This is a genomic window from Nitrosopumilus sp. S4, assembly GCF_054515835.1.
The window spans coordinates 1174123-1196683 of the sequence record NZ_CM137258.1; the positions used below are offsets into that span (position 1 = coordinate 1174123).

The window sequence follows — 22561 nt, forward strand, 5'->3', positions numbered from 1 at the left end:
TATATAGAAAATTTCAAATGATGAATCATGTTCTTAGAGATTAAATTAACTGGAGAAATGAATTGACAGACTATAGTGAATTATCAAAACAAGTTCTCAATCTTTACCCTCAAGTAAAATTTGCAGGAGTGGTAAACATCAAAGGGGAATTGGTTGCAGGTGGACCAAAAAACAACGTTGAGCAAATACTAACTAAAGATGAATCAAAAATGTCAATGCATTACGCAATACAGAAAAGAGAACTTTATACAAATTTGGCATATAAAATAGGAAAAGAAAGGTCAGCCATTACAGAATTTGAAAAAGCAGCACTGATTAGCATTCCATTAAACTCTAATGAATTATTTTTAATCAGAACACATACAGGAGTAGATTATATGAAAATTGTTAATTTTGTTTACTCAAAGATAGATTCTAAAAATCATATTCGTGAAGAAATCAAGTCAATTCAAGAAGAAATTGCTAAATTAAAAAACCTCAAACAAATTAAGAAAAAGATAGTCAAGAGAAAACCAGCTAGAAAGACTGCAGCCAAGAAAAAGACAGTCAAGAGAAAACCAGCTAGAAAGACTGCAGCCAAGAAAAAGACAGTCAAGAGAAAACCAGCTAGAAAGACTGCAGCCAAGAAAAAGACAGTCAAGAGAAAACCAGCTAGAAAGACTGCAGCCAAGAAAAAGACAGTCAAGAGAAAACCAGCTCCAAAAAGAAAAATCAGAAGATGAAAGTAAAATAAGAGAAAACCAAATTATTTAACGAATTTATGTCAATAAGAACTTGAATAAACATGCATAAAATGAGTTCAAATTTTTCTAAAGCATGTAGTGAAATTACACAGAATCTTCTAACAATTTCTGAACCTAACAAGAGCCAAGTCAAAGAAGAAATAAAAAAAATTTGCTTAAAATATTCTCTAGATAGAATTCCTAGAAACTATGAAATTTTATCCATGGCAAATGAGTCAGATTTTAAGAAATTAAGAAAAGTATTGTTAAAAAAACCTACAAAAACAGCATCAGGAGTATCTGTTGTAGCATTAATGCCTAAACCATATGCTTGCCCACATGGTAGATGCACCTATTGTCCTGGAGGTATTGAATCAAATTCGCCTAATAGCTACACAGGAAAAGAGCCATCCACATTAAATGCAATTGAAAATGAATATGATCCAAAATTACAAATCACATCAAAAATTGATAAGCTGATAGCATTTGGCCATGATCCATCAAAAATGGAGATTGTAATTGTTGGAGGAACTTTTCTATTTATGCCAAAAGATTATCAGGAAAATTTCATCAAATCATGTTATGATGCACTAAATGGAACAGAATCAAAAAATCTAGAGGAAGCAAAATCAAACAATGAACATGCATCAATTAGAAATGTCGGGTTTACAATTGAAACAAAACCAGACTATTGTAAAAAAGAACATGTTGATTTAATGTTAAACTATGGAATCACAAGAATTGAGATTGGGGTTCAATCTCTACAAGAAAGAGTATACCAGATTGTCAATAGAGGTCACGATTATAATGATGTCATAGAATCTTTCCAAATTTCAAAAGACGCGGGTTACAAAATAGTTGCTCATATGATGCCAGGTTTACCAACAATGACACCTGAAGGAGATATTGCAGATTTTAAAAAATTGTTTTCAGATTCGGCTTTACGTCCAGACATGTTAAAGATTTACCCATCTCTTGTAATAGAGAACACACCACTCTATGAGGAATACAAACAAGGAAAATACCAACCATACTCAGATGAAGATATGATCAAAGTTCTAACTGAGGTAAAAAAGAACATTCCAAAATGGGTAAGAATTATGAGAATACAGAGAGAGATATCCCCAAGTGAGATCTTAGCTGGCCCAAAATCTGGAAATCTAAGACAAATCGTGCACCAAAATTTAGCAAAACAAGGATTATCATGTAAATGTATTAGATGCAGAGAGGCAGGATTATCTCAAAAAAAATCAGAAAGTATGGATATCAAAATGAATAGAATCAATTATGAATCTTCAGGCGGTAAAGAGGTATTTCTGTCATATGAAGATAAAAATGAATCAATTTATGGATTTTTAAGATTAAGAAAACCAAGTGCTGATGCACACAGAGACGAAGTAGGAAATGATTCATGCATTGTAAGAGAAATCCATGTTTATGGAAAATCATTGAAACTAGGTGAGAAAGAAGATAATGAAATTCAGCATTCAGGACTAGGAAAGAATTTGATGAGAGAAGCAGAAAAAATTGCAAGAGAAGAATTTGATTCAAAGAAACTCCTAGTAATTAGTGCAATAGGAACTAGAGAGTATTATCAAAAGCTTGGGTATTCGTTATATGGGCCATACATGTCCAAACAGTTGAGATAGTGAAAAAATGTCAGAGCAAGAAGTTATCGGTAAAGGTACTTGGATTGATAAATTAGCTTCAGAGTTACTTGAAAGAGAGAAAGCTCTTGGAAGAAATTTAGATATTTTAAGAGTTGAAAGTGGACTTGGGGCATCAGGAGTTCCACATATTGGAAGTTTGGGAGATGCAGTGAGAGCTTATGGTGTTAAATTGGCATTAGAGAATTTTGGATACAAATCTGAATTAATTGCTTATTCAGATGATCTTGATGGATTAAGAAAGATTCCAGCAGGGTTTCCAGATTCACTTGAAGAACATCTGGCAAAACCAGTATCACTGATACCTGATCCTTTCGGTTGTCATGACTCATATGGAATGCATATGAGCAGTATTCTTCTTGATGGACTAGACAGTGTTGGAATAAAATATGAATTTAGAAGAGCAAAAGACACGTACAAGCAGGGATTACTAAAAGAACAGATTCACACAATCCTGCAAAATAGTTCAAAGATAGGCGAAAAAATATCAGAACTGGTTGGACAGGAGAAATATCAGAAATATCTACCATATTTTCCAGTTTGTGCAAATTGTAATCGATTGTATACTGCTGAGGCTACAGAATACATTGCAGATGAGAAGAAAGTAAAGTATCTATGCCATGATGCAGAAATTGGTGGAAAGATTGTCAAGGGATGCAATCATGAAGGAGAAGCAGACATTGCAAAAGATCTTGGAAAGCTAGCCTGGAAAGTAGAATTTGCGGCAAGGTGGTCAGCATTTGATATCAGATTTGAAGCATATGGAAAAGACATAATGGATTCAGTAAAAGTGAATGATTGGGTGGCCGATGAGATTTTAGATTTTCCACATCCTCACCATGTAAAATACGAGATGTTTTTAGATAAAGGAGGAAAAAAGATTTCAAAGTCATTAGGAAATGTATTAACTGCACAAAGATGGTTAGAGTTTGGAAGCCCAAAATCAATTCTGTTATTACTTTACAAGAGAATTACAGGTGCAAGAGAACTCGGATTAGATGACATACCATCATTGATGAACGAATACAATGAGTTGGAAGATATTTACTTTGGAAAAATCAAAGTAGACAATCCTGCAAAACTAACCAAGATGAGAGGACTTTATGAATATGTAAATTTACTAAATCCACCAAAACAATCTAGCACTCATGTTAATTACAGACTCTTAATTGAATTAGCAAAAATCTTCAAAGAAAATAGAGAAGAAAGAGTAATGAAAAAGCTGTTAGATTACGGAGTAATTAAAAATCCAGAACCAGAAATTGAAAATATCATCAAAATTGCAGGTAATTTTTCAGATGAGTTTGATCAGCAAGAAAAAATTCAGGTAGAAATTGATGACACAACTAAAAAAGCACTAAAAATTTTAGTAGAGGTATTGGGAGCTGAAGAGGAACCTGAAGACATTCAAAATACAATTTATCAAATAGCAAAATCAAATGATGTACAACCAAAAGATTTCTTTAAAGTATTATACCAAATAATTCTTGGAACATCAAGAGGACCAAAAATTGGTCCTTTCATATCAGACATTGGAAGAAAGCAAGTATCAAAAACACTATCAGAGTATGTGTAAGTATGGTTCACGGAGAGCACAATAAAACAAGAAACAGTGGGGGATTTGCATTAATAATTTTTGGAGCACTATTGCTATTTCTTGCTCCAAATATCTATCCAACCATGCCTGAATTAGGCACAACTTCCTTGGTTGGAGGACTAATAATTGGCTCAATTGGATTCTACCTGAAATTTTTTAGGAATCGGGTAAAGCAATAATAAGAAAGGTTCATCTTTTGGAGAATAACGCTTAGAGATATGGGATTTTTTGGTAAAAAGAAAGTTGAAGAGGAAAAAATTTCTGAAAAGAGTGAAGAATACATTCTCAAAGAACAATTAGAATCAGAAGTAGAGAGTTTACAAAAAGAATTTAGAGAAAAACAAGAAGAAATTACAAACGTAACACAAAAAATTCAGACTGTAAAAGAAGAATATTCTACCACAGTTAGTAATTTGATGTTAGTTAAAAAAGAATTAAATCAAAAGAAGATGGAGTTAGACGTAATTCAACGAGAACACAGAGGACTTCTAGAGAAAATTAAAAACTCTCAAAAAATTAATGATTCAAAAACAATTAGTGAATTTAACAAGACAGAAGAAAACCTTTCAAAAATGAAAGAAGAGTTAGAGGAGATTACAAAAAAACATGAGGAATTAAAAGAAGAGATATCGAATGAACAAGCAACACTTAGCAGTATAAGAAAACAACAAGCAGAATCACAAAAAGAATTAGACGAGGCAAATGCTAGATTATACAATGCTAAAGAAGAGTTGGATAAAAAAGATCAATTCGAAGATACAAGTGTACTAACACCTAAAGAAAAAGAATTCATTCAAGGACACGATTCAAATCAAAAGAGTTCAGCAGGCATTATTGAAGCTGCAAGTGCAGTAGTAGGTTCTTTAAAATCAAAACTCAACATGACACAAAAAGAATTAGAAACTATACAAGGATTATTAGAAAGAGAAAGAGAAGAACACGAAATAACTAAACAAGAACTTGAAAAACTAAAGAAATCAACATTATAGATTAGCAAAATGTTTTTTCCACTTTGATTTTATTTCTTGCTCAGATATACCTAGGTCATATAGGGGGGAAGTAACCTCAGATACATTAGAAACACTTACCATCACAATTGAATTAATTGGGCTTTTCACTCCTATGCTTCTATAATGCGCAAGAATTTCAGCATAAAGATTAGCGTCAGTAATGATTCTAGCCTCACCTTGGAAGAGATATCCCTTGCGTAATAGAGGATCAATTACATTAATCTCAACATTAGAATTATTTTTTAAATTGGCAATGGTGTCAGGAGATCTAATGTCTGCAAAAGTCAAGCTGGTATTGTTCCAACCAATGATCGTTCCCTTTGGAGACAGGTTTGGTTTGCCATCAGGAGTTACTGTAGCAACATATCCAAGTCGCTGTTGACCCAAAAATTCTTTAATTTCTTCAGAGATCATATCTAATGTTACTACAAATTACTACAATGTATTTACTTTTTAGAATTATCTCATGACTTCTGCCATAAATTGAGAGAAAAAGAAGAATCCGATTCCGCCACCAATTATTGCAATCCATGCTAGTATCTGTTTAATTTTAGACATTTGATGAGAAAAATCCAATCTTACTATTGAATCTAATTGAATTTTCCCAGACAATTATAATTAGACTGACAATAGATCTAGTAATAGTGGCAAGTATCAAAGATATTGGTAAATTTTTTGTGTTTATTGTTGGGGGATTAGTTGCAATTATTGTTGGCTCTTTTATGATTCGAGGGACCATGCACATGTGGGATAATCCAGATGATGAAAAAAAGGACAAAAAAGATAAGAACTAAAAAGCAAGTTTTGAATAATTATCGTAATGCTTCAAAATTCTTCAATTAGAAAATCACTAGACCAATACATTAAACGAAGAATACAAGAAATTCCAACAGAAATAAAACAAACTTTTCCAAACATTAAAAAAATTTGGAAGTGTGATAATGAATTAGACTTTCTTTACGGATATTATGTTGGAAAAATTGAAGAAGGTTCATTACATTATCTGCTGAAAGCAACTCGTGCATCAGCTGGAGGATATGTTGATACTTTTGAAATTAGAGGAATCATAGAGACACACAAAAACGAATTATTAGATTCAATCAGATCATCAATCAATTAGAGAAGTAAAAATACTACATCAATAATCTAAATACATGGTAGGACCAAAAGATGGAGGGTTTGGATTTGATCAATCTAAAAAATATACAAGTGTTGATAATCTAGATGAGATTTGTGTACAATGTCAAGCTGGTCAACACAAAAAATGTTTGAAGAAAGCAAAACAGCAAGAAGTATGTGAGTGCGAGCACTGTATGATTTATGGTTGAATAAAAGCATAGATCAGTAGTTTTTAATATTATATGATATTATTAGTTGATCGTGTCAAATCAATATACATTTCATTGTAAGTTTTGTGGACAAGATTTCGGAGAAGATGTTGTAGAGTTGGCTCTCCATATTGGCAAAGTTCACGATATGCCCAGAGAGTAGAATAAAAAAGAATTTCTTAAAAAATGAAATGCAATAATAAAAAAGTCGGTTGCTATCATGATAACTCCATTCACTTGAATGGAAAAGACAAATGTATTGTTAAAGGATGTAAATGTGAAAAATTTCAGAGTTAAAGTCCAGACAATTTATTTTCAAGATCATTAATTTCATTTTGGTAAGATTCAGAGACCTGTTTTACAAATTCTTTATGTGAAGATATTATTGAAGATAACGCGTCTTTATACTCTGGATGCCCTTTTTTGAGAACATCACAGGAATCAAGTGATGTGATGTGGCCAGTTACTGTGGCCATTGCACCTTTTTTGTTAAACTTTACAATTCCACCAAAGGCCTCAATTAGCATATAGGCAGAATCTGCTTTGCATTTGTAAGTAACTCTACCGGTTTCAGTATTGAATAGTTGTGTCACACCTCCGGGTTTTCGTGTTACTGTAACAGTCATGAAAAAATAGAAAATGAGGGAGTATTAATTATTTTAGAGATCTATGCTGCAGGTTGATCCGGTGTTGTAGCTTCTGATGCAAGATACTTGTCAATTTCATTGATTCCAAGTTTGTCTCTACCAAGAAGATCAAACTTTTGTAATATGGTTTCAAATTTTGTTTCTTCTTGTACTTGCTCGTTTACAAACCATTCTAGAAATGCATATGTTGAATGATCTTTTTCTTTTTGAGTCATCTCAACAATTTTGTGAATTGCTTGTGTAACTGCTTGTTCATTTTTTAATGCAGTCTTGATTAAATTTTCTAGTGACTTGTAAGAACTGACTGGTGCTTTGATTGCAGGAATTGTTGCAGTGGCTCCAAGATCATTTAGAAAATGAACTATTTTGAGCATATGAGTTCTTTCTTCATCAGATTGTGCGTAAAAATAGTTTGCAGCGCCTTGATATCCCGTTACTTCACACCATGTAGCCATTGCAAGATAACTATTCGATGCAGAAGCTTCTAGAAGGATTTGATCATTGAGTGCCTTTTTTATTTTTGGTGAGAGTTTCATTGCTTTCATTGTTACTGGTTCTTTTCTATTAAAAAAACTTGCGAAAACTAGTAGTTTAAACGCAGCAAATCATTCATAGAATAAATTTAGTTATTAAAAAGAAAACAGCAAATCCACTCAGAAAAACAATTCCAATATAGCTTAGAATTTTTAGTAGTACTGACGGATGATGTTCTTTTGTAAGAAATTTACCTGTGACTAGTCTAAAATTAAAAATCGCAATAATAGGAGCTATAACAAAGGACAAAACAGTTGCAAAATCAACTAATTCTTTGAAATTGCTTTGGAATTGGAAAATCACTAAAAGTGCACCTATAGCCAAAATAAATAGAAAAACAGTATAGAATTTTCGGAATTTTGGGTATTTTGTAAATTCATTTTTAGAGAAAATTAATTCTACTGTCCTTTGCATGGATCTAGAGTATCCATCAAAAACAGCAATAATTGTACCAAACATCACGGTAAATGCAGAAGCTGCAATTAGGATATAGCTCCAATTGCCAATAGTATGAGTATATAGCGTTACAACATGGTGTGCAAATTGGGAATTATTGTTTGGAAGTTCAACTCCAGATCCAAAGAAAATGAAGGTTCCCAAGATTACAAACATAATTGCAAGAATTCCAGTGACAAGATATGCTAATCTGAATTCAAATAACGTCTCTTGTAATTTTGGTTTGTAGTTTGTCTGTCTAATTCTTTCCAAAGTCCACAAGCTGTTCCAACTAGAAAGATCAAGTGCAGTTGGCATCCATCCCATCAATGCCAGTAGGAAAAAAATCCCAGCCATATCAAACAATTCTTTAGGCTCAAAATGATCTACTGATTCCACGGGTCCATTCCATAATGTTAGCAAGAATGCAGAGACTGTTGAAATCAATAGTACAATAGCAATGATCTTAATCAAACTATCCAAAGCACTGTATCTTCCAATTGCTAAAATTGTAACACACATGGCAAACAGAATAACAACTGTCCAATCACCAAGAATATTAATTCCAAAAAGATTCTCAAAAAATCCAGCCGTAACAAACCCTACTGCACCAGTTACAAAAAACATCGAGGAGATAGTTAAGAGAAAATACAACCATAAAGCAGGTCTTCCAAGTTTTTTGTATCCGTCAATTATACTTGTTTGTGTAGAGTTTGCATAACGAGAACCATATTCAAAGAAAGGATATTTTAACAATGTAACTAGAATTACAAATCCAAGTATTAACAAACCATAGTCAGCACCAGCTCTGGTAGATTGGATTAGATGAGACACACCAATTGCAGTACTTGCAAATAATATTCCAGGTCCTGCAGTTTTTGAGAACCTTGAAATTTTTTTATTCATTACAATTTGGATATTCAAAAATCTTGCTTATAACCTAAATTTGGAAAAACATCTGTTTGAAAATAAATTCAGATTTAAATATCAGTGGGAAATAATTCCTTTATGCTTTTTGGAGTATCTGCAATTCACAGTCCTGAATCATGTCCAATTAACAATGAAAACAGTAGAAAAATATTCATGAAGTTAGGGGAAAAATTAGAATCGGAAAGTCAAAAATATGAAAATGTCAAAATAAAAGAATTTTACATGTCCGTATTAGAACATGAATGGACCATCATCATAGATGCAGTTAATGCACATGATATTGAGAAGCTTTGCATAGATGTCGGGATTTCAGCAATAAGCACAGTGAAAATTGTTCCTATGAACTTGTATAGTGACACACTGAAAAAATTCCAGTCAAGCTAATCATTTTTTGAACAAATAACAATAAGACATATGATCATTTACCAAACCAACTGCCTGCATGAGGGCATAACATATGGTCGGTCCAACAAATGTAAATCCCCGTTGTTTTAGATCATTACTTAATTTAGTTGAGATTTCAGTGGATGCAGGAAGTTCAGATATTTTTTTGAAATTATTTTTAATAGGTTTATGATTTACAAATCCCCACAAGTAAGAATCAAAAGAGCCAAATTCTTTTTGAATTTGTAAAAACTGTCTGGCATTATTTATTGCTGAATTAATTTTGAGTGTATTTCTAATAATAGATGGGTCATTCAACAGTTTTTTTACATCTTTTTGAGTAAATTTTGAAACTAGTTCAGGCTTAAAATTCGAAAAAGCCTTACGATAGCCATCTCTTCGCTTCAGAATCGTAGTCCAAGAAAGCCCAGCTTGTGCACCCTCTAAGATTAAAAATTCAAATAATTTTTGATCGTCATGAACAGGTCTCCCCCATTCATTATCATGATAAGAGACGTTTGGTTCTTCTTTAGCCCAATCGCATCTGTTCTTCATAGTTTGGTTTATCAAGCAATACAAAATATTAGTTACCAAAGACAAAATATGAAACTAAACCAGCAATTACTTCAGATTAACAGAAATTTTCTCATATGCTTTGTAATATCAGCATCACTTTCAGCAGTGGCAGCCCAACTACTATCAGATCAAGAAAATTATCTCAATACAACATTTACAATAATCATAGGGTATGTAATTTACTTTGGAATTTTTTCATGTTTATTCTATTACGATAACAAGTCACGATACAAGTCCATGAAAGGTGAACTTATCAAAAGGGAATTGATTGCGTTAGTTTCATCATTTGGCGTAGGAGAAATAATTTATCTTGGAATCAGATGGCCATCTTTGTATTATTTTTTAGAGATCGGAATAGAGCCATATATTGCATCACTAGTTTCTGAAGTGATTGCTACTGCATGCTATATGGCAGCAGTGACACTTTTTCTCAGAAAAACAAAAACGTTTTAGCTTTTTGCTAATTGCGTTACAAGATCAGTAGAGGTGATAATTCCTACAATTTTTCCATTATTGGTTACTGCAAGTTTTCTAATTTTTTTATCAGTCATTCTATCAGCTGCTGCTGAAATTGGCTCATCATGGTTAATGGTAATTAGTGGAGAGGACATTATTTTTTCAACGGGAGTATCTAATGATAGTTTGTTTGCAGCAACCTTTGTTGCAAAATCTCTATCAGTTACTATTCCAATCGGGTTATCATCTTTTTTGATAATTATTGCTCCAATCCCACCCTGTTCCATCATTTTTGCAATTTGCAATAAAGTAGTAGAAGTATTTACAGTGATTAAGGCCTTGGCCATAATATCTTCTACAAGAATACCTGATGAATTGAAATCTTCACGACTCATCACTAATTTTTGTGAAAGTATTATTTAAGAACTTACCATAAAAGTAAAAATTATTCTTTTTTACTTCAAGGTAGAATCAAGAAATGAGATAGTTTTAGACCATGCATCCTTTGATTCTTCAGGGGCATATCGGTCACCTGAGGGATTTGCAAAGGCATGATTTACTCCAGGATAAATTTGAATTTCATTTTGAATTTGTAAATCATCAAGTGTTTTTTCAAAGTTATTTACGGTTTCAACCGTAATTCCTTGATCAAGTTCTGCAAAAATTCCAAGTACTGGCCAGTTAATTGAAGATAATTTTTCAGAATCAGTGATCAGACTTCCATAATAAATCACAGTTGCATCCATGTTTTCATTACCCAAAGCAAGATTGAGAGATTGTCCTCCCCCAAAACACCAACCAATTGAACCAATCTTATCAGTGAAATAATTATTAGTCAAAAATGAGACTGCAGAATTCATATTATCAAGTCCATCATCCAAATTATAACTGCCTACCAACATTCTGGCTTGTTCAGATGTTGTACCAACTTTACCATCATAGAGGTCAACGGCTAACACAACATATCCATGAGATGCAAGATTATCAGCCATCTCTTTGATATTATCATTTAACCCCCACCATTCATGAATCATCACAATGCCAGGATAGTCACCATCAGTTGTAGGTTTTGCCAAATATCCACTAGTGTTATCAAAGTAAACCACTATTTCTGAAGCAGTATCATAGTTTCCTTTTGTAAAAATTTTAGAATTATTATCATTATTTGTGTAATCTGGAAGAATGTGAATTGCCCATCCACGTGAAATTAATTTTTCAACACTTGTATGATTAATGCAAGCTGGGAATCCATTTGATTTTTTCAAAACTAGTTCTTTGCCTTCTGTACATGTGATGTTATTTGGATCAGTACCTTGGGAAATTTGTTTTAATGGGGGTGGAAAATAAGCAATAGTTGGATCTTCAGACATTGTAGGTACTGTCTCAGAGCACAGTTTATCTCCACATACTTTATCAGACATTACATTCCAAGCAGGTTTTCCAGAACCTTGTTCTGCATCAATCATTGAAAATGATGCAAATCCTAGAGATAGTAAAGCAATCAACGAGAGCAAATAAAAATTATTTTGCATTAAATATCAATGAGTAAATCAAAATTTAAAGGATCTTAAAAAAATAGATTAGGGATTTACTGTTGCCAGTTTATCCTGAATTCTATCATAGTATCCGTTGACTTCCATTGCAGGAACATAAAATGATGCAGATATTTCATCTCCAACACTTGCTCCACAATCAGGAACGACAACAGAGAGTCCCAAAATAGATTCTGCAACACAGCCGTCATTAGTTACAGCAATTACTGTCACATCCTCAGTTACTAGAGTTGGAACTATATTCCAAGGAGTCAGTGTAAGTACTAGTATTACTGAAGTTGCAGCAGCCAAAATTGCTATAAATTTTAGCCGTGGTGTTTGTTTTTGAGTTGTTTGTTGCATTTCTCCTCACAGATATTACGCTTTTTTGATATATAATCTAGGGGTAAGTTTTCTTACTAGTGCTAATTATCTTATCAGGTAAACTGGAATTTTTGATTTGTGTAAAATGTAATTTGAAACACTTCCAATCATATCATTTGATGCAGAACCAGCGCCAGTGCTACTCATCACAATATGATCAAATTTTCCAGATTTTGCAGTATGTAATGTAACATGACTTGGAGAGCCTCTCAGAAGCTTGCTGGTAAATTTTACATTCTTATTTCCTGCTCGTTTAGATGCTTTTTGCAATAAGATTTTCCCTTCATCTTGAAGTTGTTTATCAAAAGCTTTGGTTCTCGTGCCACCTTCCAAAACATGTGGAATCACATGAATTGCAGTTACTTGTCCATGAGTGAATCCTGCAAGAGTAATTGCCCTATCCAATGCCTCAAATGATTTTTTTGAACCATCAATAGGTACTAAAATTCGATTTAAATCCATGAAAAAATTCAATATCTCTTCAATATTAAGTGAGAAAGTTATTTTCACAAGTGATATTATCTGAAGTATTGATTTTCATTAATGGTAATTATCTGGTCTTATTTATTATACAATGAAGTTGTAAAATTGTGAAATACGCCAAAGATTACAAAAATAATCCTAGAACAATTAAACATGATTCAAGTCTAGCTGATGTCTTAAAAAAAATCATTGATGAAAAAAAGAGCAGAATACTTGTTACTGAAAATGATAAAGTTACAGGAATAGTATCTGAGAAAGATTTGGGATTTTTTCTATTAACAGAAAAAACAGAACAAAAACTAGATGAAATACCATTATCAAAAATTGTTAAAAAAATTATTTCAGTTGATGAAAATGCCAGTCTTGATGAATGTGCAGAAATAATGCTAAAAAAAGTAATTGGTTCTCTAGTTGTAAAATCTGACAATGAGGTGGTAGGTATTCTCACAAAGACAGACCTTGTGAGATATTTTACCAAAACGCATGGCGGTGAGAAAATAGTAGGAGAATACATGTCACCATATTATGCCTGGCAATATGCTGATACTCCATTATACAAAGTAGTTACAAAAATGATTGATGAGAAGATTTCCAGAGTAATACTGCGTGATCATGAAGAGATTCCAGTAGGAATAGTGACTTTCAGAGATTTGTTTGAATTAGCATTAAAACAAGGAAAATTTGAGGATGTTTTAGATAACACAGATCCAGTAATTTCAGTAATATTTCCTAGAAAAGGGTTCATTTCTGAATCAGGATTTGGAGGGAGTGTAAAGGCTAGTGATATAATGAGTAAAAACATTGTTTCAGTAGATTATGATGAAGATTTGGCAAAGGCAGGAACAGTACTACTAGAGAAAAACATCAACGGAGCTGGAGTACTATCGGGTAATGGAAACATCATTGGAATAATTAGCAAATCAGATATTGTAAAAGCTATGGCATTTTTAAAATAATTTTATTTTTCAATTTCATGCTGATTTAAAACAACAATGCATTCATTTAGTACAGAATTATCAGAGATTGCTTCTGTTTCTTGTAAATTAAATTCTTGATTTAATTGTTGATCATATTCTATCAAATCATTTCTGTATGTATTGCATGCGGATCTAAGGAGTCGCCAATAATAGTAACCCTTACTCATCTCACTTTTGATTTGATCATGATCTAATTTTAAAATTCTAGAAAGCGTTTCATAATCAACTTTATAATTATCAAATTTTTGCTTTACAATCAAAGGTAGATCCTGATACCAATCTTTCCCATCATTAGTTTTTTGAACATTATTAATTTTCTGTAGTTGGTATTGGACTGAATCATGTAGTATTTCCAATACATCATTAGCCTCCAGTAATTTCATTAATTCAGGATGTATCACAAATCTCCTACAACTATTGTAAAATTAAGCGTATTGATTAAAATCAATTTTAGTAATATCAAAATAAAAAATTCTTAAGAAACAAGAAAATAATTTTATACTTTTTCATGCCCACTTGGCATCAGTTAATCAGTGTCATCATATCCACTATCCTTTCCACATTTGGGGCATATACGCTGATTTTGCCATAATTCCTGACCACAATTTCTGCATGATTGAGGCTTCATGATGTTATAATCACTAAATGGGATTTAAGATCTTTTACCGAAGGTATTTTGACATTAATACATGAAAAATAGGGATTTTTGTCAAAACATGCATGAAAAAAGGGTTTTTGAATTTAAGGAGCAATAATATTCTCAAGATTGATATTTTGTAAGATGTTGATATAACAAAAAAACCAAAATTTTCCAATGAAGTCTAGGAAATCAGAAATTCTTGTAAATATTCCAGTTGAGTTAAAATCAATTATCAAACACCCTATCTCAATTCCCCCAAATACCAATATCCTAGATGCAAGAGATATTTTGATCAGGCACAGAATAGGCCGATTAATTATTGAATTTAATAAAAAACCAATCGGAATTATTACAGAAAAGGACATTTCAAAAAGCATTTCAGTTTTTAGTGGAAGACCAATTGCAAAAATTCTTGTTGGAGATATAATGTCAAAGAACCTTGTAACCGTACAGTCAGAGGCATCAATTTATGATTGTGCAAAATTGATGAAAAGTAACGGAATTAGCTCGGTAATTGTAAAGAATTCAAGGGGCCATTTGGTAGGGGTTGTAACAAAAACAGATCTTGTATCGACTTTTCTTGTTCAAAGTACTGCATCATTGCCAATATCAAAAATCATGACAAAAAAAGTAATCACAGTATCTCCCAGTGATTCAATATTTGAAGTGCAAAGTATTCTTCTAAATAACAAAATCAGGCGAGTAGTTGTTACTAAAGGTAAAACACCTGTAGGAATGATTACTTATCGTGATTTTATTCCTGCAAAGACTTTTGATTTGTATAAGGAATTTACAGATCCTGAGGAAAGAACCGAAGTTGTTTGGAATCCACAGCTAAACGAATTCAATGTTAACAACCTGAGTTACCTGCTCACATTTTTAGCTAAAGACATTATGTCAAAACAACCATTTTTTGCATCTCCAAATGATGTCGTGTATACTGCTGCAATAATTATGATAAGACACGGTATTAGTGGGCTTCCGGTGGTTAGTGGAAAAAAATTAGTGGGGATAATCACAAAGTCAGATATTGTCAATGTGATTGCAGAACATGGAAAAACCACAGTTCCAAAGAAAAAACAAAAATCTAGAAAATAAGAAAATTATCTCACACGACTCAATACTATTTTATTTTTTGATTTTTTAGCCCGAGGCTTTGTTCTTAATAATCTACCACAGCAAGGGCACCACAGCCCTTCCCATTTCAAAAACACTTCACATTGTGGACATCGTTTTTGACCCTGCTCATATCTGCCACCTTCCACACTATTACTCTTGGCGATGTATTTTTTACAAGAACTATTACAATGCATATCTTATAGTAAAGAAAGTAATAAAAAATAATGTCGGTAAATTCTCCAAAATGAAAAGGAGTTAAATGGTCCAGCAGATAACCACAAAAAGTTCCCAAAATTTCAAGTTATTTTTATTTTATCTTATATCGAAGAATAGCTAAAACTGAATCATCAATTTCCAGTTTTTTGATAATTTTTTGAGACGCTGCAAATTCAATTTTAGATGAAGTATTTTTTGCAATCTCCAGCATTTTAATTATATTTTTGAATTTAGGATCAGAGTGATAATCAGTTGAAACAATCAGCGTGTCTACTGCACCCATTTTCAATGCCTTGTAAATTACATCATTTCTTTTAGCAGTCAATCCTTCTTTGACAAGTTTTTCATATTTTGCAACAATATCTTCAACAAATTTTTTCCGGTGTTGATACAAATGATGAATTATCTTCTTTTCAATATCTTTTTGATGAGTTGAAAAAGACAAGTTTTCTACAAACCTACATTTTTTTATTAATTCCGAATCAAGTTCACTATAGAATTCAGTTTTTGCATGCCCAGAGCCACCTAACAATATCAACTCAGAATTTGAATCCATCATTCTTACTTTGTTTGCAACTTTTTTAAAGAAAACATGAATTTTTGTCTGTCTTGCTCTTAAGAACCTCCCTTGACTTTGTCCTCCTTTTCGGTGTCTTCCCTGCAGATCGATTCGTAGTTTAGATTCTTGGATAATCTGATTCCCATGAAATTTTTGTATTCTTGCAGTTTTTTGATCCAGTGTAATCAGCAAAACATCATGATTGATTTTCAGAATGTCACGAAAAGGTTTAACGAAAGGTTTCTTACTTGCCATGTAGACATATGGTAATTTTTTTGAAGTTCCAATTTCTTTGATGATTACTTTGCCATTTTTTATCCATCCAAAAATACAAAGAGTTTTTGTGAATTTTCCTGCTGATGGGGGTTTTTCTTTGAGTTCAGATATTCGTTTTTCAATTTTTGATTCAATCTTTTCAAGTAATTCATTTCTCTTTGTTTCTTGAAGTAAAGATATTGTTTCAATTCCTTTTCCATAGGGATAGTAAACAGATACGCATTGAGAATCAATTTGTTTTAATTCATATAAAAATTGGTTTATCAACATCCATTCAGAAGGAATAATTTCAGAAGGGTTTGAGTTTTTTTGCACTAATTCTGTCTTTTTTGTTCTTATAAATTCTAAACAAATTTCCGAATTGATAAATATCAGAAAATGAAAATAGAAGTAATCCTTCAAGAAACCTGCAAAGATGAAAATTTTTGGAGGCTTGAAGTTTTTTTAATTTAGTTTGAATAAGAGAGGACATATCATCCCAAGCATCATCATACATAACAATCACGCATACAAGTGAAAAAAGATAATTTCAATCTTTAATCATTTAAAAGATGGACAATTGGGATAAATTGAAGAAATGATATGAGTTTTAGAGCAGATGTATTTTCAAAAAAAGAACTAGGGATTATTTCGATTGTTTCAATTATTGCTTCAGCAATTTTGTATTTCTCGTATATCACTATGAGATAGAATAACGGACCCGACCGGATTCGAACCGGCGACCTAACGCTCCGCAAGCGTTCGCACTATCCAAGCTATGCAACGAGTCCAAAATTTTTGGGCCAATCACGCTTAATTTGGATTGCGATTATACAGATTCAGCAAAAATGTATGGTGTTTCATCAGTTTCATGAAATGTCCATGCAGTTGGCAGAGAAATTGTGTTGATGGATTTTAAATTATTCTTCTCAATTAATGTGCCCCATCCAGCTTCATTTTTGGGATCAACTTTGTATTTTTGAGAATATGTTCCAGCAAAAACCCACCCAAGATTTGTAAATTGCTTGGAATTAATTTTCTCTAAAATACCACTAGCCAATTCAATTCCGCCCATCTGTGCCAGACCTCCAATGAAAAAAATAGGATTTAACAGATTCAATGAGGCATAATCAAATTGTGTTGCATCAGCACAACTAGGGTTAAAATCGAGGGTAGTACAAAGAATTTTTTGAACGTCCACTAACATTTCGTCAATCTCAACGCTGTAGGATTCCAAATCCAGAATTTTTGCACAAAAAGCAATCCTCCCATCACCTGAACCAATATCAATAATTTCTTGATATCTATTCTCTTTTGCAATCAAACTCAAGATATATGCAGACATTATCCAAGTAGGAGAAAATGGAGCATGACTTGAACCATGTTGTATACTGTTTAGCCAAAATTTGTTAATGTCACCCTCGTAAACCATGCACAAAGTATTCCCAATAATTTTTTCATATGAATTGTAATAGATTGGATTTTTTGTTGCAAACTGATGTAACAATTCCAAGTCTCCTTCTGGTATTGGAAATAGTTCAGTTTTTGATACAGGGATTAATTCTTGAATCTGACTTTGTCCATCATAGACATTTACAAATTCTTTTTTTAGATTGACTAGATTTTTTGCAAGAGACTCAATCATTAGAGCCCATCTTCGTATTGTTTAACAAATTCTTTTGTGCTCATAATTTCTCTAAGATTCTCATATTGTTTTGCTTCGCTTTCAATGTCTTCTTTTGTCTTATTTTGAGGACTTTTTGATCGTAAGTTTTCTGTAATACTTTTAACAGAATCAGAAAGTTGCTTCGTAATTTTGGGATGTATGTTAGAATTAAATTTTTCAGAAATTTTTTTTTCAATCGAGGTAATTTGTTCAGTTAATGAAGGATTTTCATTTGTTTGTTTTAGCATTGTAGCCATAGAAGATACATTCATGACTTGATAGTATGTCTCAATTATTTCATGAATGGTAAGTTCTGGTTTACTTTCGGCATGATCAATTAGATTTTCTAGTTTTTGAGACTCATTATGAAGCATATCTGAAATATCATTTGAACTCATGTGAGCAAAATGAAATTAAATTTTTAAAAATGTTGGGATTATGCTTCTTTTTCGGCAGGTTTGACAAAAACATAGTTCATAATCAATCCTGCAATAATTCCACCTACAATTGGTGCTGCCCAGTATAACCAGTGGAATTCCCAAAATCCAGAGATTAGTGCAGGACCAAATGTTCTTGCAGGATTTACAGATGCACCAGTTAGAGGTACAGCAATTAAGTGAATTAGGAAAACCATTCCACCAATTGTAAATCCATGCCATCCAGGAGATGCCTTTTTGTGAACTGCAGTCATAAAGATCACAGTAACTAAGAAGAAGGTAAGAACGGCTTCAACTGCAAATCCAGAAGTGATGCTGTTATTGATCAATTCACTTGGGCCGCCTTGAGTTCCAAAGTTTACTTTGGCTCCAAGTTCTGGCAATATTACCTTGAGTGTTGCAGCAGCTGCAACTGCACCAATTAATTGTGAAATAATATATCCAATACCATCTGCAATTCCAATCTTTCTTGTAATCATCATCGGAATGGTAACTGCAGGGTTAATGTGAGCACCAGAGATATGTCCAAATGCATAAACCATCAAAGCAATTGCACCTCCGTGTCCTAATGAGATAAACAAGACAGATTGTGTTGTTAGTTCTTCACCAAATGAGGCAATTGCCAAAATTACTGAAAGTGGACCGAAAAATACCAAACCATAAGTTGCAATTGCTTCTGCAAGGTATGCTCTTGGATTAACCATTAGCTAATCCCACGAGAATTTCCATATAAAAGATTCGGAGTACGTATGCTCTGGACATCAAAAAGTAATTAATTATAGAGTAATGCAGTTGAGAACATATGATTTCTGAAGGCGATCCAGTTCCAAAATTTGAAGTAAATGATGCTAATGGTAACAAAGTAAAGTCTACTGATTTTAAGGGTAAAAAACATGTGATCTATTTTTATCCAAAAGACTTCACACCTGGATGTACCACAGAAGCTGATGAATTTTCTAAAGATTATAAAAAATTTCAAAAAGAAGGAATCGAAATCATAGGAGTTAGTCCTGATGATGTAGATTCCCACAAAAAGTTCTGTGATAAGATGGGCATAAAATTTCCACTTTTATCAGATGTAGATAAGAAAATTTCAAAGGCATTTGGGGTTTGGGGATTGAAGAAATTCATGGGCAGAGAATACATGGGAGTAAACAGAAGTACATTTCTTGTAAATGAGAAAGGAAAAATTTTCAAAATTTATCCCAAAGTAAAACCTGCAGGACATTCAAAAGAAGTACTAAATGATTTTCTAAATTTAAATTAAAATAAAGTAAAAAGAAGAATTTGTAGAACTAGAAACCTTTTGGAAGAGTGCCTCTAGAAGTCTTTGGTGCTTCGGGTTCTGGTTTTGGTTCAAAACCTTTTGGCAAAGTACCACGTGTTTGAGTTGCGCTAGCTTTTGCTTCAGCTTCAGCTGCTTTTTGATAAGCATTTTCTTGTTCTATTCTTTCTTGTTCTATTCTTTGCAAGTAATCTTTTTCATATTCTTCAAGCTGTTCCTTTCTTGATTTTCCTTCACTTCCACTAGAAGTGGATTGTTGTGGAGGAGGTGCTTGTTGTGTTTGTGTTTGTCCCATACCCTTTGGAAGTGTCCCCTTTGCAGGTTTTGGTGGTTCTGGTGTTGGAGCTTGTTTAGTTTCTAAAGCTAGTCCCTCAACACTCATGTTGATTCCACTAAAACTTCCAAATCTTTTGTCAGCTGGATGATATGCAAGTCTTGGTCTTGTTGCAAAGTATTGGTTTGATGGTTGTGTATAACCAGTTACCTTTACTTTTTGATCATTCCAATTTGTTGTTGGAACTTTTCCGACTGGAGCATAACCTCTAACAAAATATCTGTTAGGAGCTGGAGAATAGCCTGTTACCTTTGCTCTGTACTGATGGAAATCAGTCATTGGAGCGTTTTGGTATGCTTCCTCTAATGCATCCTGAAAACTTACTGGAGCTGGTGGGGCAGTTTCTGCGGGTTTAGGAGCTGGCTTTGGTTCAGCAGGTTTTGTTTCTGCTGGTTTTGGAGCTGGCTTTGGTTCAGCAGGTTTTGTTTCTGCTGGTTTTGGAGCTGGCTTTGGTTCAGCAGGTTTTGTTTCTGCTGGTTTTGGAGCTGGCTTTGCTTCAAGTTGTGTTGATAATTTAGTTAGTTTTGCCTCAAGTTCGGCTATTTTTTCTTCAAGATCTTTTTTCGTACTTGCTTTTCGCTTTGCTGCCATTTCTTAGAGTAAATAATGCATTGTTTATTTACATTTTGATCAGTCCCTATTTTTTTCCAATAAAATAATAAAAAAATGAGAATAAATTGAAAAAAATTCATAATTTTTAAAAATCAATCAGATATGAATGAGGTTAACTCTCAGTCAGGTTCCCAAAATTGCATGACATACATGCAATTATTACATCTCCATAATTTTACATGAATCCCATTATCAGTATCAGCCACATATTTTCCATCTTTCATTTTATGAACTTGTGGCAAATAATTCAATTCAGAATTTTCAAGCCATTCATTTTGTTGGCAATTTGGGCATTTTATTTTTGGAGGCATCTACAAAATGGATATGAACAAACAAGAATATTACTTTTAAAAATAGAAAATAAAAGATATAGTTGAATTAGAAACCTTTTGGAAGAGTGCCTCTTTTAGGTTTTGGTGGTTCTGGTGTTGGAGCTTGTTTAGTTTCTAAAGCTAGTCCCTCAACACTCATGTTGATTCCACTAAAACTTCCAAATCTTTTGTCAGCTGGATGATATGCAAGTCTTGGTCTTGTTGCAAAGTATTGGTTTGATGGTTGTGTATAACCAGTTACCTTTACTTTTTGATCATTCCAATTTGTTGTTGGAACTTTTCCGACTGGAGCATAACCTCTAACAAAATATCTGTTAGGAGCTGGAGAATAGCCTGTTACCTTTGCTCTGTACTGATGGAAATCAGTCATTGGAGCGTTTTGGTATGCTTCCTCTAATGCTGCTTGGAATGTTGCTGGAGGCTGTGATTTGCTATCTGCGGGTTTTGGTGCTTCCTTTGGTTTAGGATCTTCTGCTGGTTTTGTATCAAATCCTTTTGGCAAAGTGCCTTTTGGTTTTGTTGTTGCAGCAGGTCTTTCAGCTGGTTTTGGTGCTGGTTTTGGTTCAGCAGGTTTAGTTTCTGCTGGTTTTACTTCAGCTGGTTTTGGTGCTTCCTTTGGTGTAGGAGCTTCTTTTGGTTTAGACTCTAGCTGAGTAGAAAGTTGATTTAATTTTGCTTCTAATTCGGCAATCTTTTTTTCAAGATCTTGTTTAGTTTGCTTTTTAGCAGCTACCATTGTTTTGCATGAGCAATCTGGGGTTTATGTACATTTGGGTTGAATACCACAACTAAACTTGATCAAGTTTTATATGCACTAAAGACCTAATGGTGTCATGGATGACTTTGAGAAGGAATACCCCGAATTTGATTGGAAGAATACTCCAGCATACAAGCATCCAGGAGGCAAAGATTGCCCATGTCCAAAACACGAGTACATCAGAGAGCAGATCAATTTTACAAAACAAGTAAACGAGAAAGGAAAAGAGCCATCAAAGGTGACACTAAAGTTTTGTCCCGATCATTATAGAGTCTACATGGACGAGGTAATTCCAGCAATGCCTCTAAAGTACAAAATTCTAACAAAGATTGCACTAAAGCTTGGAGCTATTCAAGTTGAGCAACTAAAGTACATGGAATCAGAGTTGTGTTTTTACTGTAAATTTGGATCAGGCGGACATGACAAAAAGACAGAACTTCCACCAATGTAGATTATTCAGGACTAAGTAAGATTTTTGGTTTGTTTGGCGTATCATGATGACATCTCTTTCCACATAATGGACATCTTTTTCTGTCAAGGAAGATACATTGACAAATATGAGAATCAAGATATGCTTTAGCTGGTTTGTTTGGCTCACCAGTGCCATTGCAAAAAGGACACTCTGAACCCAATAATTCGATAGTTCCATTTCCTTTACATACTGCACATTTATCATCGGCCAATACA

33 protein-coding genes and 1 tRNA gene are annotated in these 22561 nt (G+C 33.2%); 14 read left to right on the forward strand and 20 right to left on the reverse strand.

The features are described from left to right. Positions 1 to 62: 62 nt before the first annotated feature. The 5 genes from ACX119_RS06855 to ACX119_RS06875 all read left to right on the forward strand — a co-directional run bounded on the left by ACX119_RS06855 (position 63) and on the right by ACX119_RS06875 (position 4975). Positions 63 to 722 (forward strand): hypothetical protein, encoded by a 660-nt coding sequence (locus tag ACX119_RS06855; RefSeq protein ID WP_459350545.1) that lies wholly within the window; start codon positions 63 to 65, stop codon positions 720 to 722. 62 nt (positions 723 to 784) lie between these two features. Next, positions 785 to 2371 carry an elongator complex protein 3 gene (locus ACX119_RS06860; RefSeq protein ID WP_459350546.1) on the forward strand — a complete coding sequence of 529 codons (1587 nt, stop codon included), beginning with the start codon at positions 785 to 787 and terminating at the stop codon, positions 2369 to 2371. A gap of 7 nt (positions 2372 to 2378) precedes the next feature. After that, the gene (gene lysS / locus ACX119_RS06865) at positions 2379 to 3965 is read left to right on the forward strand and encodes a lysine--tRNA ligase (RefSeq protein ID WP_459350547.1); all 1587 of its coding nucleotides are present in this window, start codon (positions 2379 to 2381) and stop codon (positions 3963 to 3965) included. 2 nt (positions 3966 to 3967) lie between these two features. Next, a complete protein-coding gene (locus ACX119_RS06870; RefSeq protein ID WP_459350548.1) occupies positions 3968 to 4165 on the forward strand; it encodes a hypothetical protein in 198 nt (65 codons plus the stop codon). Between the two features lie 39 nt (positions 4166 to 4204). Then, positions 4205 to 4975, forward strand: a complete 771-nt coding sequence (locus ACX119_RS06875) for a DNA repair protein (RefSeq protein ID WP_459350549.1) — start codon at positions 4205 to 4207, stop codon at positions 4973 to 4975. Here the strand turns inward: ACX119_RS06875 and ACX119_RS06880 are convergent. Continuing rightward, positions 4970 to 5410 carry a pyridoxamine 5'-phosphate oxidase family protein gene (locus ACX119_RS06880; RefSeq protein ID WP_459350550.1) on the reverse strand — a complete coding sequence of 147 codons (441 nt, stop codon included), beginning with the start codon at positions 5408 to 5410 and terminating at the stop codon, positions 4970 to 4972. The two genes, ACX119_RS06875 and ACX119_RS06880, sit on opposite strands and share 6 nt — an antisense overlap. Before the next feature lie 230 nt (positions 5411 to 5640). Between ACX119_RS06880 and ACX119_RS06885 the strand changes: the two genes are divergently transcribed. Genes ACX119_RS06885 through ACX119_RS06895 form a run of 3 tightly spaced genes read left to right on the forward strand, consistent with a single transcriptional unit; the run spans position 5641 to position 6324 of the window. Next, a complete protein-coding gene (locus ACX119_RS06885) occupies positions 5641 to 5790 on the forward strand; it encodes a hypothetical protein (protein WP_459350551.1) in 150 nt (49 codons plus the stop codon). 26 nt (positions 5791 to 5816) lie between these two features. Continuing rightward, positions 5817 to 6116 carry a hypothetical protein gene (locus ACX119_RS06890; protein ID WP_459350552.1) on the forward strand — a complete coding sequence of 100 codons (300 nt, stop codon included), beginning with the start codon at positions 5817 to 5819 and terminating at the stop codon, positions 6114 to 6116. Between the two features lie 34 nt (positions 6117 to 6150). Further along, positions 6151 to 6324, forward strand: coding sequence for a hypothetical protein (locus ACX119_RS06895; RefSeq protein ID WP_316505515.1), 174 nt, complete (start codon positions 6151 to 6153; stop codon positions 6322 to 6324). Positions 6325 to 6617: 293 nt separating this feature from the next. Here the strand turns inward: ACX119_RS06895 and ACX119_RS06900 are convergent, their stop codons facing one another. The 3 genes from ACX119_RS06900 to ACX119_RS06910 all read right to left on the reverse strand — a co-directional run bounded on the left by ACX119_RS06900 (position 6618) and on the right by ACX119_RS06910 (position 8846). Next, positions 6618 to 6950: a hypothetical protein gene (locus tag ACX119_RS06900; RefSeq protein WP_459350553.1), complete on the reverse strand. Its 333-nt coding sequence runs from the start codon at positions 6948 to 6950 to the stop codon at positions 6618 to 6620. A gap of 41 nt (positions 6951 to 6991) precedes the next feature. After that, on the reverse strand, positions 6992 to 7507 hold the full coding sequence (locus ACX119_RS06905; protein ID WP_459352011.1) for a ferritin: 516 nt from the start codon (positions 7505 to 7507) through the stop codon (positions 6992 to 6994). A gap of 73 nt (positions 7508 to 7580) precedes the next feature. Continuing rightward, entirely contained in the window at positions 7581 to 8846 is a 1266-nt protein-coding gene (locus tag ACX119_RS06910; protein WP_459350554.1) for an NRAMP family divalent metal transporter, read from the reverse strand. A gap of 102 nt (positions 8847 to 8948) precedes the next feature. Here ACX119_RS06910 and ACX119_RS06915 point away from each other — a divergent pair, with 102 nt between their 5' ends. Further along, positions 8949 to 9254 (forward strand): hypothetical protein, encoded by a 306-nt coding sequence (locus ACX119_RS06915; protein WP_459350555.1) that lies wholly within the window; start codon positions 8949 to 8951, stop codon positions 9252 to 9254. On the opposite strand, the gene ACX119_RS06920 is transcribed toward ACX119_RS06915, so the two are convergent. Then, positions 9255 to 9809, reverse strand: a complete 555-nt coding sequence (locus tag ACX119_RS06920) for a DNA-3-methyladenine glycosylase I (RefSeq protein WP_459350556.1) — start codon at positions 9807 to 9809, stop codon at positions 9255 to 9257. Positions 9810 to 9857: 48 nt separating this feature from the next. On the opposite strand from ACX119_RS06920, the gene ACX119_RS06925 reads away from it, so the two are divergent. Next, positions 9858 to 10283: a hypothetical protein gene (locus tag ACX119_RS06925; RefSeq protein WP_459350557.1), complete on the forward strand. Its 426-nt coding sequence runs from the start codon at positions 9858 to 9860 to the stop codon at positions 10281 to 10283. On the opposite strand, the gene ACX119_RS06930 is transcribed toward ACX119_RS06925, so the two are convergent. The 4 genes from ACX119_RS06930 to ACX119_RS06945 form a co-directional block, all read right to left on the reverse strand. Next, positions 10280 to 10681, reverse strand: coding sequence for a CBS domain-containing protein (locus ACX119_RS06930; protein WP_459350558.1), 402 nt, complete (start codon positions 10679 to 10681; stop codon positions 10280 to 10282). The two genes, ACX119_RS06925 and ACX119_RS06930, sit on opposite strands and share 4 nt — an antisense overlap. 60 nt (positions 10682 to 10741) lie before the next feature. Further along, on the reverse strand, positions 10742 to 11818 hold the full coding sequence (locus tag ACX119_RS06935) for a dienelactone hydrolase family protein (RefSeq protein ID WP_459350559.1): 1077 nt from the start codon (positions 11816 to 11818) through the stop codon (positions 10742 to 10744). Positions 11819 to 11866: 48 nt separating this feature from the next. Further along, on the reverse strand, positions 11867 to 12181 hold the full coding sequence (locus ACX119_RS06940; RefSeq protein WP_459350560.1) for a hypothetical protein: 315 nt from the start codon (positions 12179 to 12181) through the stop codon (positions 11867 to 11869). Between the two features lie 66 nt (positions 12182 to 12247). Beyond that, on the reverse strand, positions 12248 to 12664 hold the full coding sequence (locus ACX119_RS06945; protein ID WP_459350561.1) for a universal stress protein: 417 nt from the start codon (positions 12662 to 12664) through the stop codon (positions 12248 to 12250). Positions 12665 to 12792: 128 nt separating this feature from the next. Between ACX119_RS06945 and ACX119_RS06950 the strand changes: the two genes are divergently transcribed. Further along, the gene (locus ACX119_RS06950) at positions 12793 to 13641 is read left to right on the forward strand and encodes a CBS domain-containing protein (protein WP_459350562.1); all 849 of its coding nucleotides are present in this window, start codon (positions 12793 to 12795) and stop codon (positions 13639 to 13641) included. A gap of 2 nt (positions 13642 to 13643) precedes the next feature. Here ACX119_RS06950 and ACX119_RS06955 read toward each other — a convergent pair whose 3' ends face one another. Together ACX119_RS06955 and ACX119_RS06960 are read right to left on the reverse strand one after the other, a co-directional pair. Next, positions 13644 to 14045, reverse strand: a complete 402-nt coding sequence (locus tag ACX119_RS06955) for a hypothetical protein (RefSeq protein WP_459350563.1) — start codon at positions 14043 to 14045, stop codon at positions 13644 to 13646. Between the two features lie 143 nt (positions 14046 to 14188). After that, positions 14189 to 14290, reverse strand: a complete 102-nt coding sequence (locus ACX119_RS06960; RefSeq protein WP_459350564.1) for a zinc-ribbon domain-containing protein — start codon at positions 14288 to 14290, stop codon at positions 14189 to 14191. 186 nt (positions 14291 to 14476) lie between these two features. Here ACX119_RS06960 and ACX119_RS06965 point away from each other — a divergent pair, with 186 nt between their 5' ends. Beyond that, positions 14477 to 15400 (forward strand): CBS domain-containing protein, encoded by a 924-nt coding sequence (locus ACX119_RS06965; protein ID WP_459350565.1) that lies wholly within the window; start codon positions 14477 to 14479, stop codon positions 15398 to 15400. Positions 15401 to 15728: 328 nt separating this feature from the next. On the opposite strand, the gene ACX119_RS06970 is transcribed toward ACX119_RS06965, so the two are convergent. The 5 genes from ACX119_RS06970 to ACX119_RS06990 all read right to left on the reverse strand — a co-directional run bounded on the left by ACX119_RS06970 (position 15729) and on the right by ACX119_RS06990 (position 19258). Continuing rightward, positions 15729 to 16787: a baeRF10 domain-containing protein gene (locus ACX119_RS06970; RefSeq protein WP_459350566.1), complete on the reverse strand. Its 1059-nt coding sequence runs from the start codon at positions 16785 to 16787 to the stop codon at positions 15729 to 15731. A gap of 380 nt (positions 16788 to 17167) precedes the next feature. Then, positions 17168 to 17242: transfer RNA gene (locus ACX119_RS06975), tRNA-Arg, on the reverse strand. 38 nt (positions 17243 to 17280) lie between these two features. Continuing rightward, complete coding sequence (locus tag ACX119_RS06980) at positions 17281 to 18096, reverse strand: hypothetical protein (RefSeq protein WP_459350567.1); 816 nt, start codon at positions 18094 to 18096, stop codon at positions 17281 to 17283. After that, entirely contained in the window at positions 18096 to 18515 is a 420-nt protein-coding gene (locus tag ACX119_RS06985) for a hypothetical protein (protein ID WP_459350568.1), read from the reverse strand. Before ACX119_RS06985 ends, ACX119_RS06980 begins: the two co-directional genes overlap by 1 nt. A gap of 38 nt (positions 18516 to 18553) precedes the next feature. Beyond that, positions 18554 to 19258, reverse strand: a complete 705-nt coding sequence (locus ACX119_RS06990) for an MIP/aquaporin family protein (RefSeq protein ID WP_459350569.1) — start codon at positions 19256 to 19258, stop codon at positions 18554 to 18556. Positions 19259 to 19356: 98 nt separating this feature from the next. Between ACX119_RS06990 and bcp the strand changes: the two genes are divergently transcribed. Continuing rightward, entirely contained in the window at positions 19357 to 19821 is a 465-nt protein-coding gene (bcp, locus tag ACX119_RS06995; RefSeq protein ID WP_459350570.1) for a thioredoxin-dependent thiol peroxidase, read from the forward strand. Positions 19822 to 19849: 28 nt separating this feature from the next. Here the strand turns inward: bcp and ACX119_RS07000 are convergent, their stop codons facing one another. The 3 genes from ACX119_RS07000 to ACX119_RS07010 form a co-directional block, all read right to left on the reverse strand. After that, positions 19850 to 20764 carry a trans-sialidase gene (locus tag ACX119_RS07000; RefSeq protein WP_459350571.1) on the reverse strand — a complete coding sequence of 305 codons (915 nt, stop codon included), beginning with the start codon at positions 20762 to 20764 and terminating at the stop codon, positions 19850 to 19852. Positions 20765 to 20904: 140 nt separating this feature from the next. Continuing rightward, a complete protein-coding gene (locus tag ACX119_RS07005) occupies positions 20905 to 21096 on the reverse strand; it encodes a hypothetical protein (protein ID WP_459350572.1) in 192 nt (63 codons plus the stop codon). Between the two features lie 67 nt (positions 21097 to 21163). Then, positions 21164 to 21853 carry a trans-sialidase gene (locus ACX119_RS07010; protein WP_459350573.1) on the reverse strand — a complete coding sequence of 230 codons (690 nt, stop codon included), beginning with the start codon at positions 21851 to 21853 and terminating at the stop codon, positions 21164 to 21166. A gap of 97 nt (positions 21854 to 21950) precedes the next feature. Between ACX119_RS07010 and ACX119_RS07015 the strand changes: the two genes are divergently transcribed. Beyond that, a complete protein-coding gene (locus ACX119_RS07015) occupies positions 21951 to 22325 on the forward strand; it encodes a hypothetical protein (RefSeq protein ID WP_179361415.1) in 375 nt (124 codons plus the stop codon). Position 22326: 1 nt separating this feature from the next. Here ACX119_RS07015 and ACX119_RS07020 read toward each other — a convergent pair whose 3' ends face one another. Beyond that, positions 22327 to 22557: a hypothetical protein gene (locus ACX119_RS07020; RefSeq protein ID WP_297591830.1), complete on the reverse strand. Its 231-nt coding sequence runs from the start codon at positions 22555 to 22557 to the stop codon at positions 22327 to 22329. Positions 22558 to 22561: the final 4 nt, after the last annotated feature.

What these genes read in the sequence shown, in the direction of transcription:
- ACX119_RS06870 (WP_459350548.1), top strand. Translation starts at nt 3,968, where the DNA reads ATGGTTCACGGAGAGCACAATAAAACAAGAAACAGTGGGGGATTTGCA.
- ACX119_RS06930 (WP_459350558.1), bottom strand. Translation starts at nt 10,681, where the DNA reads ATGAGTCGTGAAGATTTCAATTCATCAGGTATTCTTGTAGAAGATATT.
- ACX119_RS06920 (WP_459350556.1), bottom strand. Translation starts at nt 9,809, where the DNA reads ATGAAGAACAGATGCGATTGGGCTAAAGAAGAACCAAACGTCTCTTAT.
- ACX119_RS06965 (WP_459350565.1), top strand. Translation starts at nt 14,477, where the DNA reads ATGAAGTCTAGGAAATCAGAAATTCTTGTAAATATTCCAGTTGAGTTA.
- ACX119_RS07005 (WP_459350572.1), bottom strand. Translation starts at nt 21,096, where the DNA reads ATGCCTCCAAAAATAAAATGCCCAAATTGCCAACAAAATGAATGGCTT.
- ACX119_RS06990 (WP_459350569.1), bottom strand. Translation starts at nt 19,258, where the DNA reads ATGGTTAATCCAAGAGCATACCTTGCAGAAGCAATTGCAACTTATGGT.
- ACX119_RS06940 (WP_459350560.1), bottom strand. Translation starts at nt 12,181, where the DNA reads ATGCAACAAACAACTCAAAAACAAACACCACGGCTAAAATTTATAGCA.
- ACX119_RS07010 (WP_459350573.1), bottom strand. Translation starts at nt 21,853, where the DNA reads ATGGTAGCTGCTAAAAAGCAAACTAAACAAGATCTTGAAAAAAAGATT.
- ACX119_RS06960 (WP_459350564.1), bottom strand. Translation starts at nt 14,290, where the DNA reads ATGAAGCCTCAATCATGCAGAAATTGTGGTCAGGAATTATGGCAAAAT.
- ACX119_RS06915 (WP_459350555.1), top strand. Translation starts at nt 8,949, where the DNA reads ATGCTTTTTGGAGTATCTGCAATTCACAGTCCTGAATCATGTCCAATT.
- ACX119_RS06880 (WP_459350550.1), bottom strand. Translation starts at nt 5,410, where the DNA reads ATGATCTCTGAAGAAATTAAAGAATTTTTGGGTCAACAGCGACTTGGA.
- ACX119_RS06895 (WP_316505515.1), top strand. Translation starts at nt 6,151, where the DNA reads ATGGTAGGACCAAAAGATGGAGGGTTTGGATTTGATCAATCTAAAAAA.
- ACX119_RS06890 (WP_459350552.1), top strand. Translation starts at nt 5,817, where the DNA reads ATGCTTCAAAATTCTTCAATTAGAAAATCACTAGACCAATACATTAAA.
- ACX119_RS06860 (WP_459350546.1), top strand. Translation starts at nt 785, where the DNA reads ATGCATAAAATGAGTTCAAATTTTTCTAAAGCATGTAGTGAAATTACA.
- lysS (WP_459350547.1), top strand. Translation starts at nt 2,379, where the DNA reads ATGTCAGAGCAAGAAGTTATCGGTAAAGGTACTTGGATTGATAAATTA.
- ACX119_RS06900 (WP_459350553.1), bottom strand. Translation starts at nt 6,950, where the DNA reads ATGACTGTTACAGTAACACGAAAACCCGGAGGTGTGACACAACTATTC.
- ACX119_RS07015 (WP_179361415.1), top strand. Translation starts at nt 21,951, where the DNA reads ATGGATGACTTTGAGAAGGAATACCCCGAATTTGATTGGAAGAATACT.
- ACX119_RS06935 (WP_459350559.1), bottom strand. Translation starts at nt 11,818, where the DNA reads ATGCAAAATAATTTTTATTTGCTCTCGTTGATTGCTTTACTATCTCTA.
- ACX119_RS06925 (WP_459350557.1), top strand. Translation starts at nt 9,858, where the DNA reads ATGAAACTAAACCAGCAATTACTTCAGATTAACAGAAATTTTCTCATA.
- bcp (WP_459350570.1), top strand. Translation starts at nt 19,357, where the DNA reads ATGATTTCTGAAGGCGATCCAGTTCCAAAATTTGAAGTAAATGATGCT.
- ACX119_RS06945 (WP_459350561.1), bottom strand. Translation starts at nt 12,664, where the DNA reads ATGGATTTAAATCGAATTTTAGTACCTATTGATGGTTCAAAAAAATCA.
- ACX119_RS06905 (WP_459352011.1), bottom strand. Translation starts at nt 7,507, where the DNA reads ATGAAACTCTCACCAAAAATAAAAAAGGCACTCAATGATCAAATCCTT.
- ACX119_RS06910 (WP_459350554.1), bottom strand. Translation starts at nt 8,846, where the DNA reads ATGAATAAAAAAATTTCAAGGTTCTCAAAAACTGCAGGACCTGGAATA.
- ACX119_RS06875 (WP_459350549.1), top strand. Translation starts at nt 4,205, where the DNA reads ATGGGATTTTTTGGTAAAAAGAAAGTTGAAGAGGAAAAAATTTCTGAA.
- ACX119_RS06955 (WP_459350563.1), bottom strand. Translation starts at nt 14,045, where the DNA reads ATGAAATTACTGGAGGCTAATGATGTATTGGAAATACTACATGATTCA.
- ACX119_RS07000 (WP_459350571.1), bottom strand. Translation starts at nt 20,764, where the DNA reads ATGGCAGCAAAGCGAAAAGCAAGTACGAAAAAAGATCTTGAAGAAAAA.
- ACX119_RS06985 (WP_459350568.1), bottom strand. Translation starts at nt 18,515, where the DNA reads ATGAGTTCAAATGATATTTCAGATATGCTTCATAATGAGTCTCAAAAA.
- ACX119_RS06980 (WP_459350567.1), bottom strand. Translation starts at nt 18,096, where the DNA reads ATGATTGAGTCTCTTGCAAAAAATCTAGTCAATCTAAAAAAAGAATTT.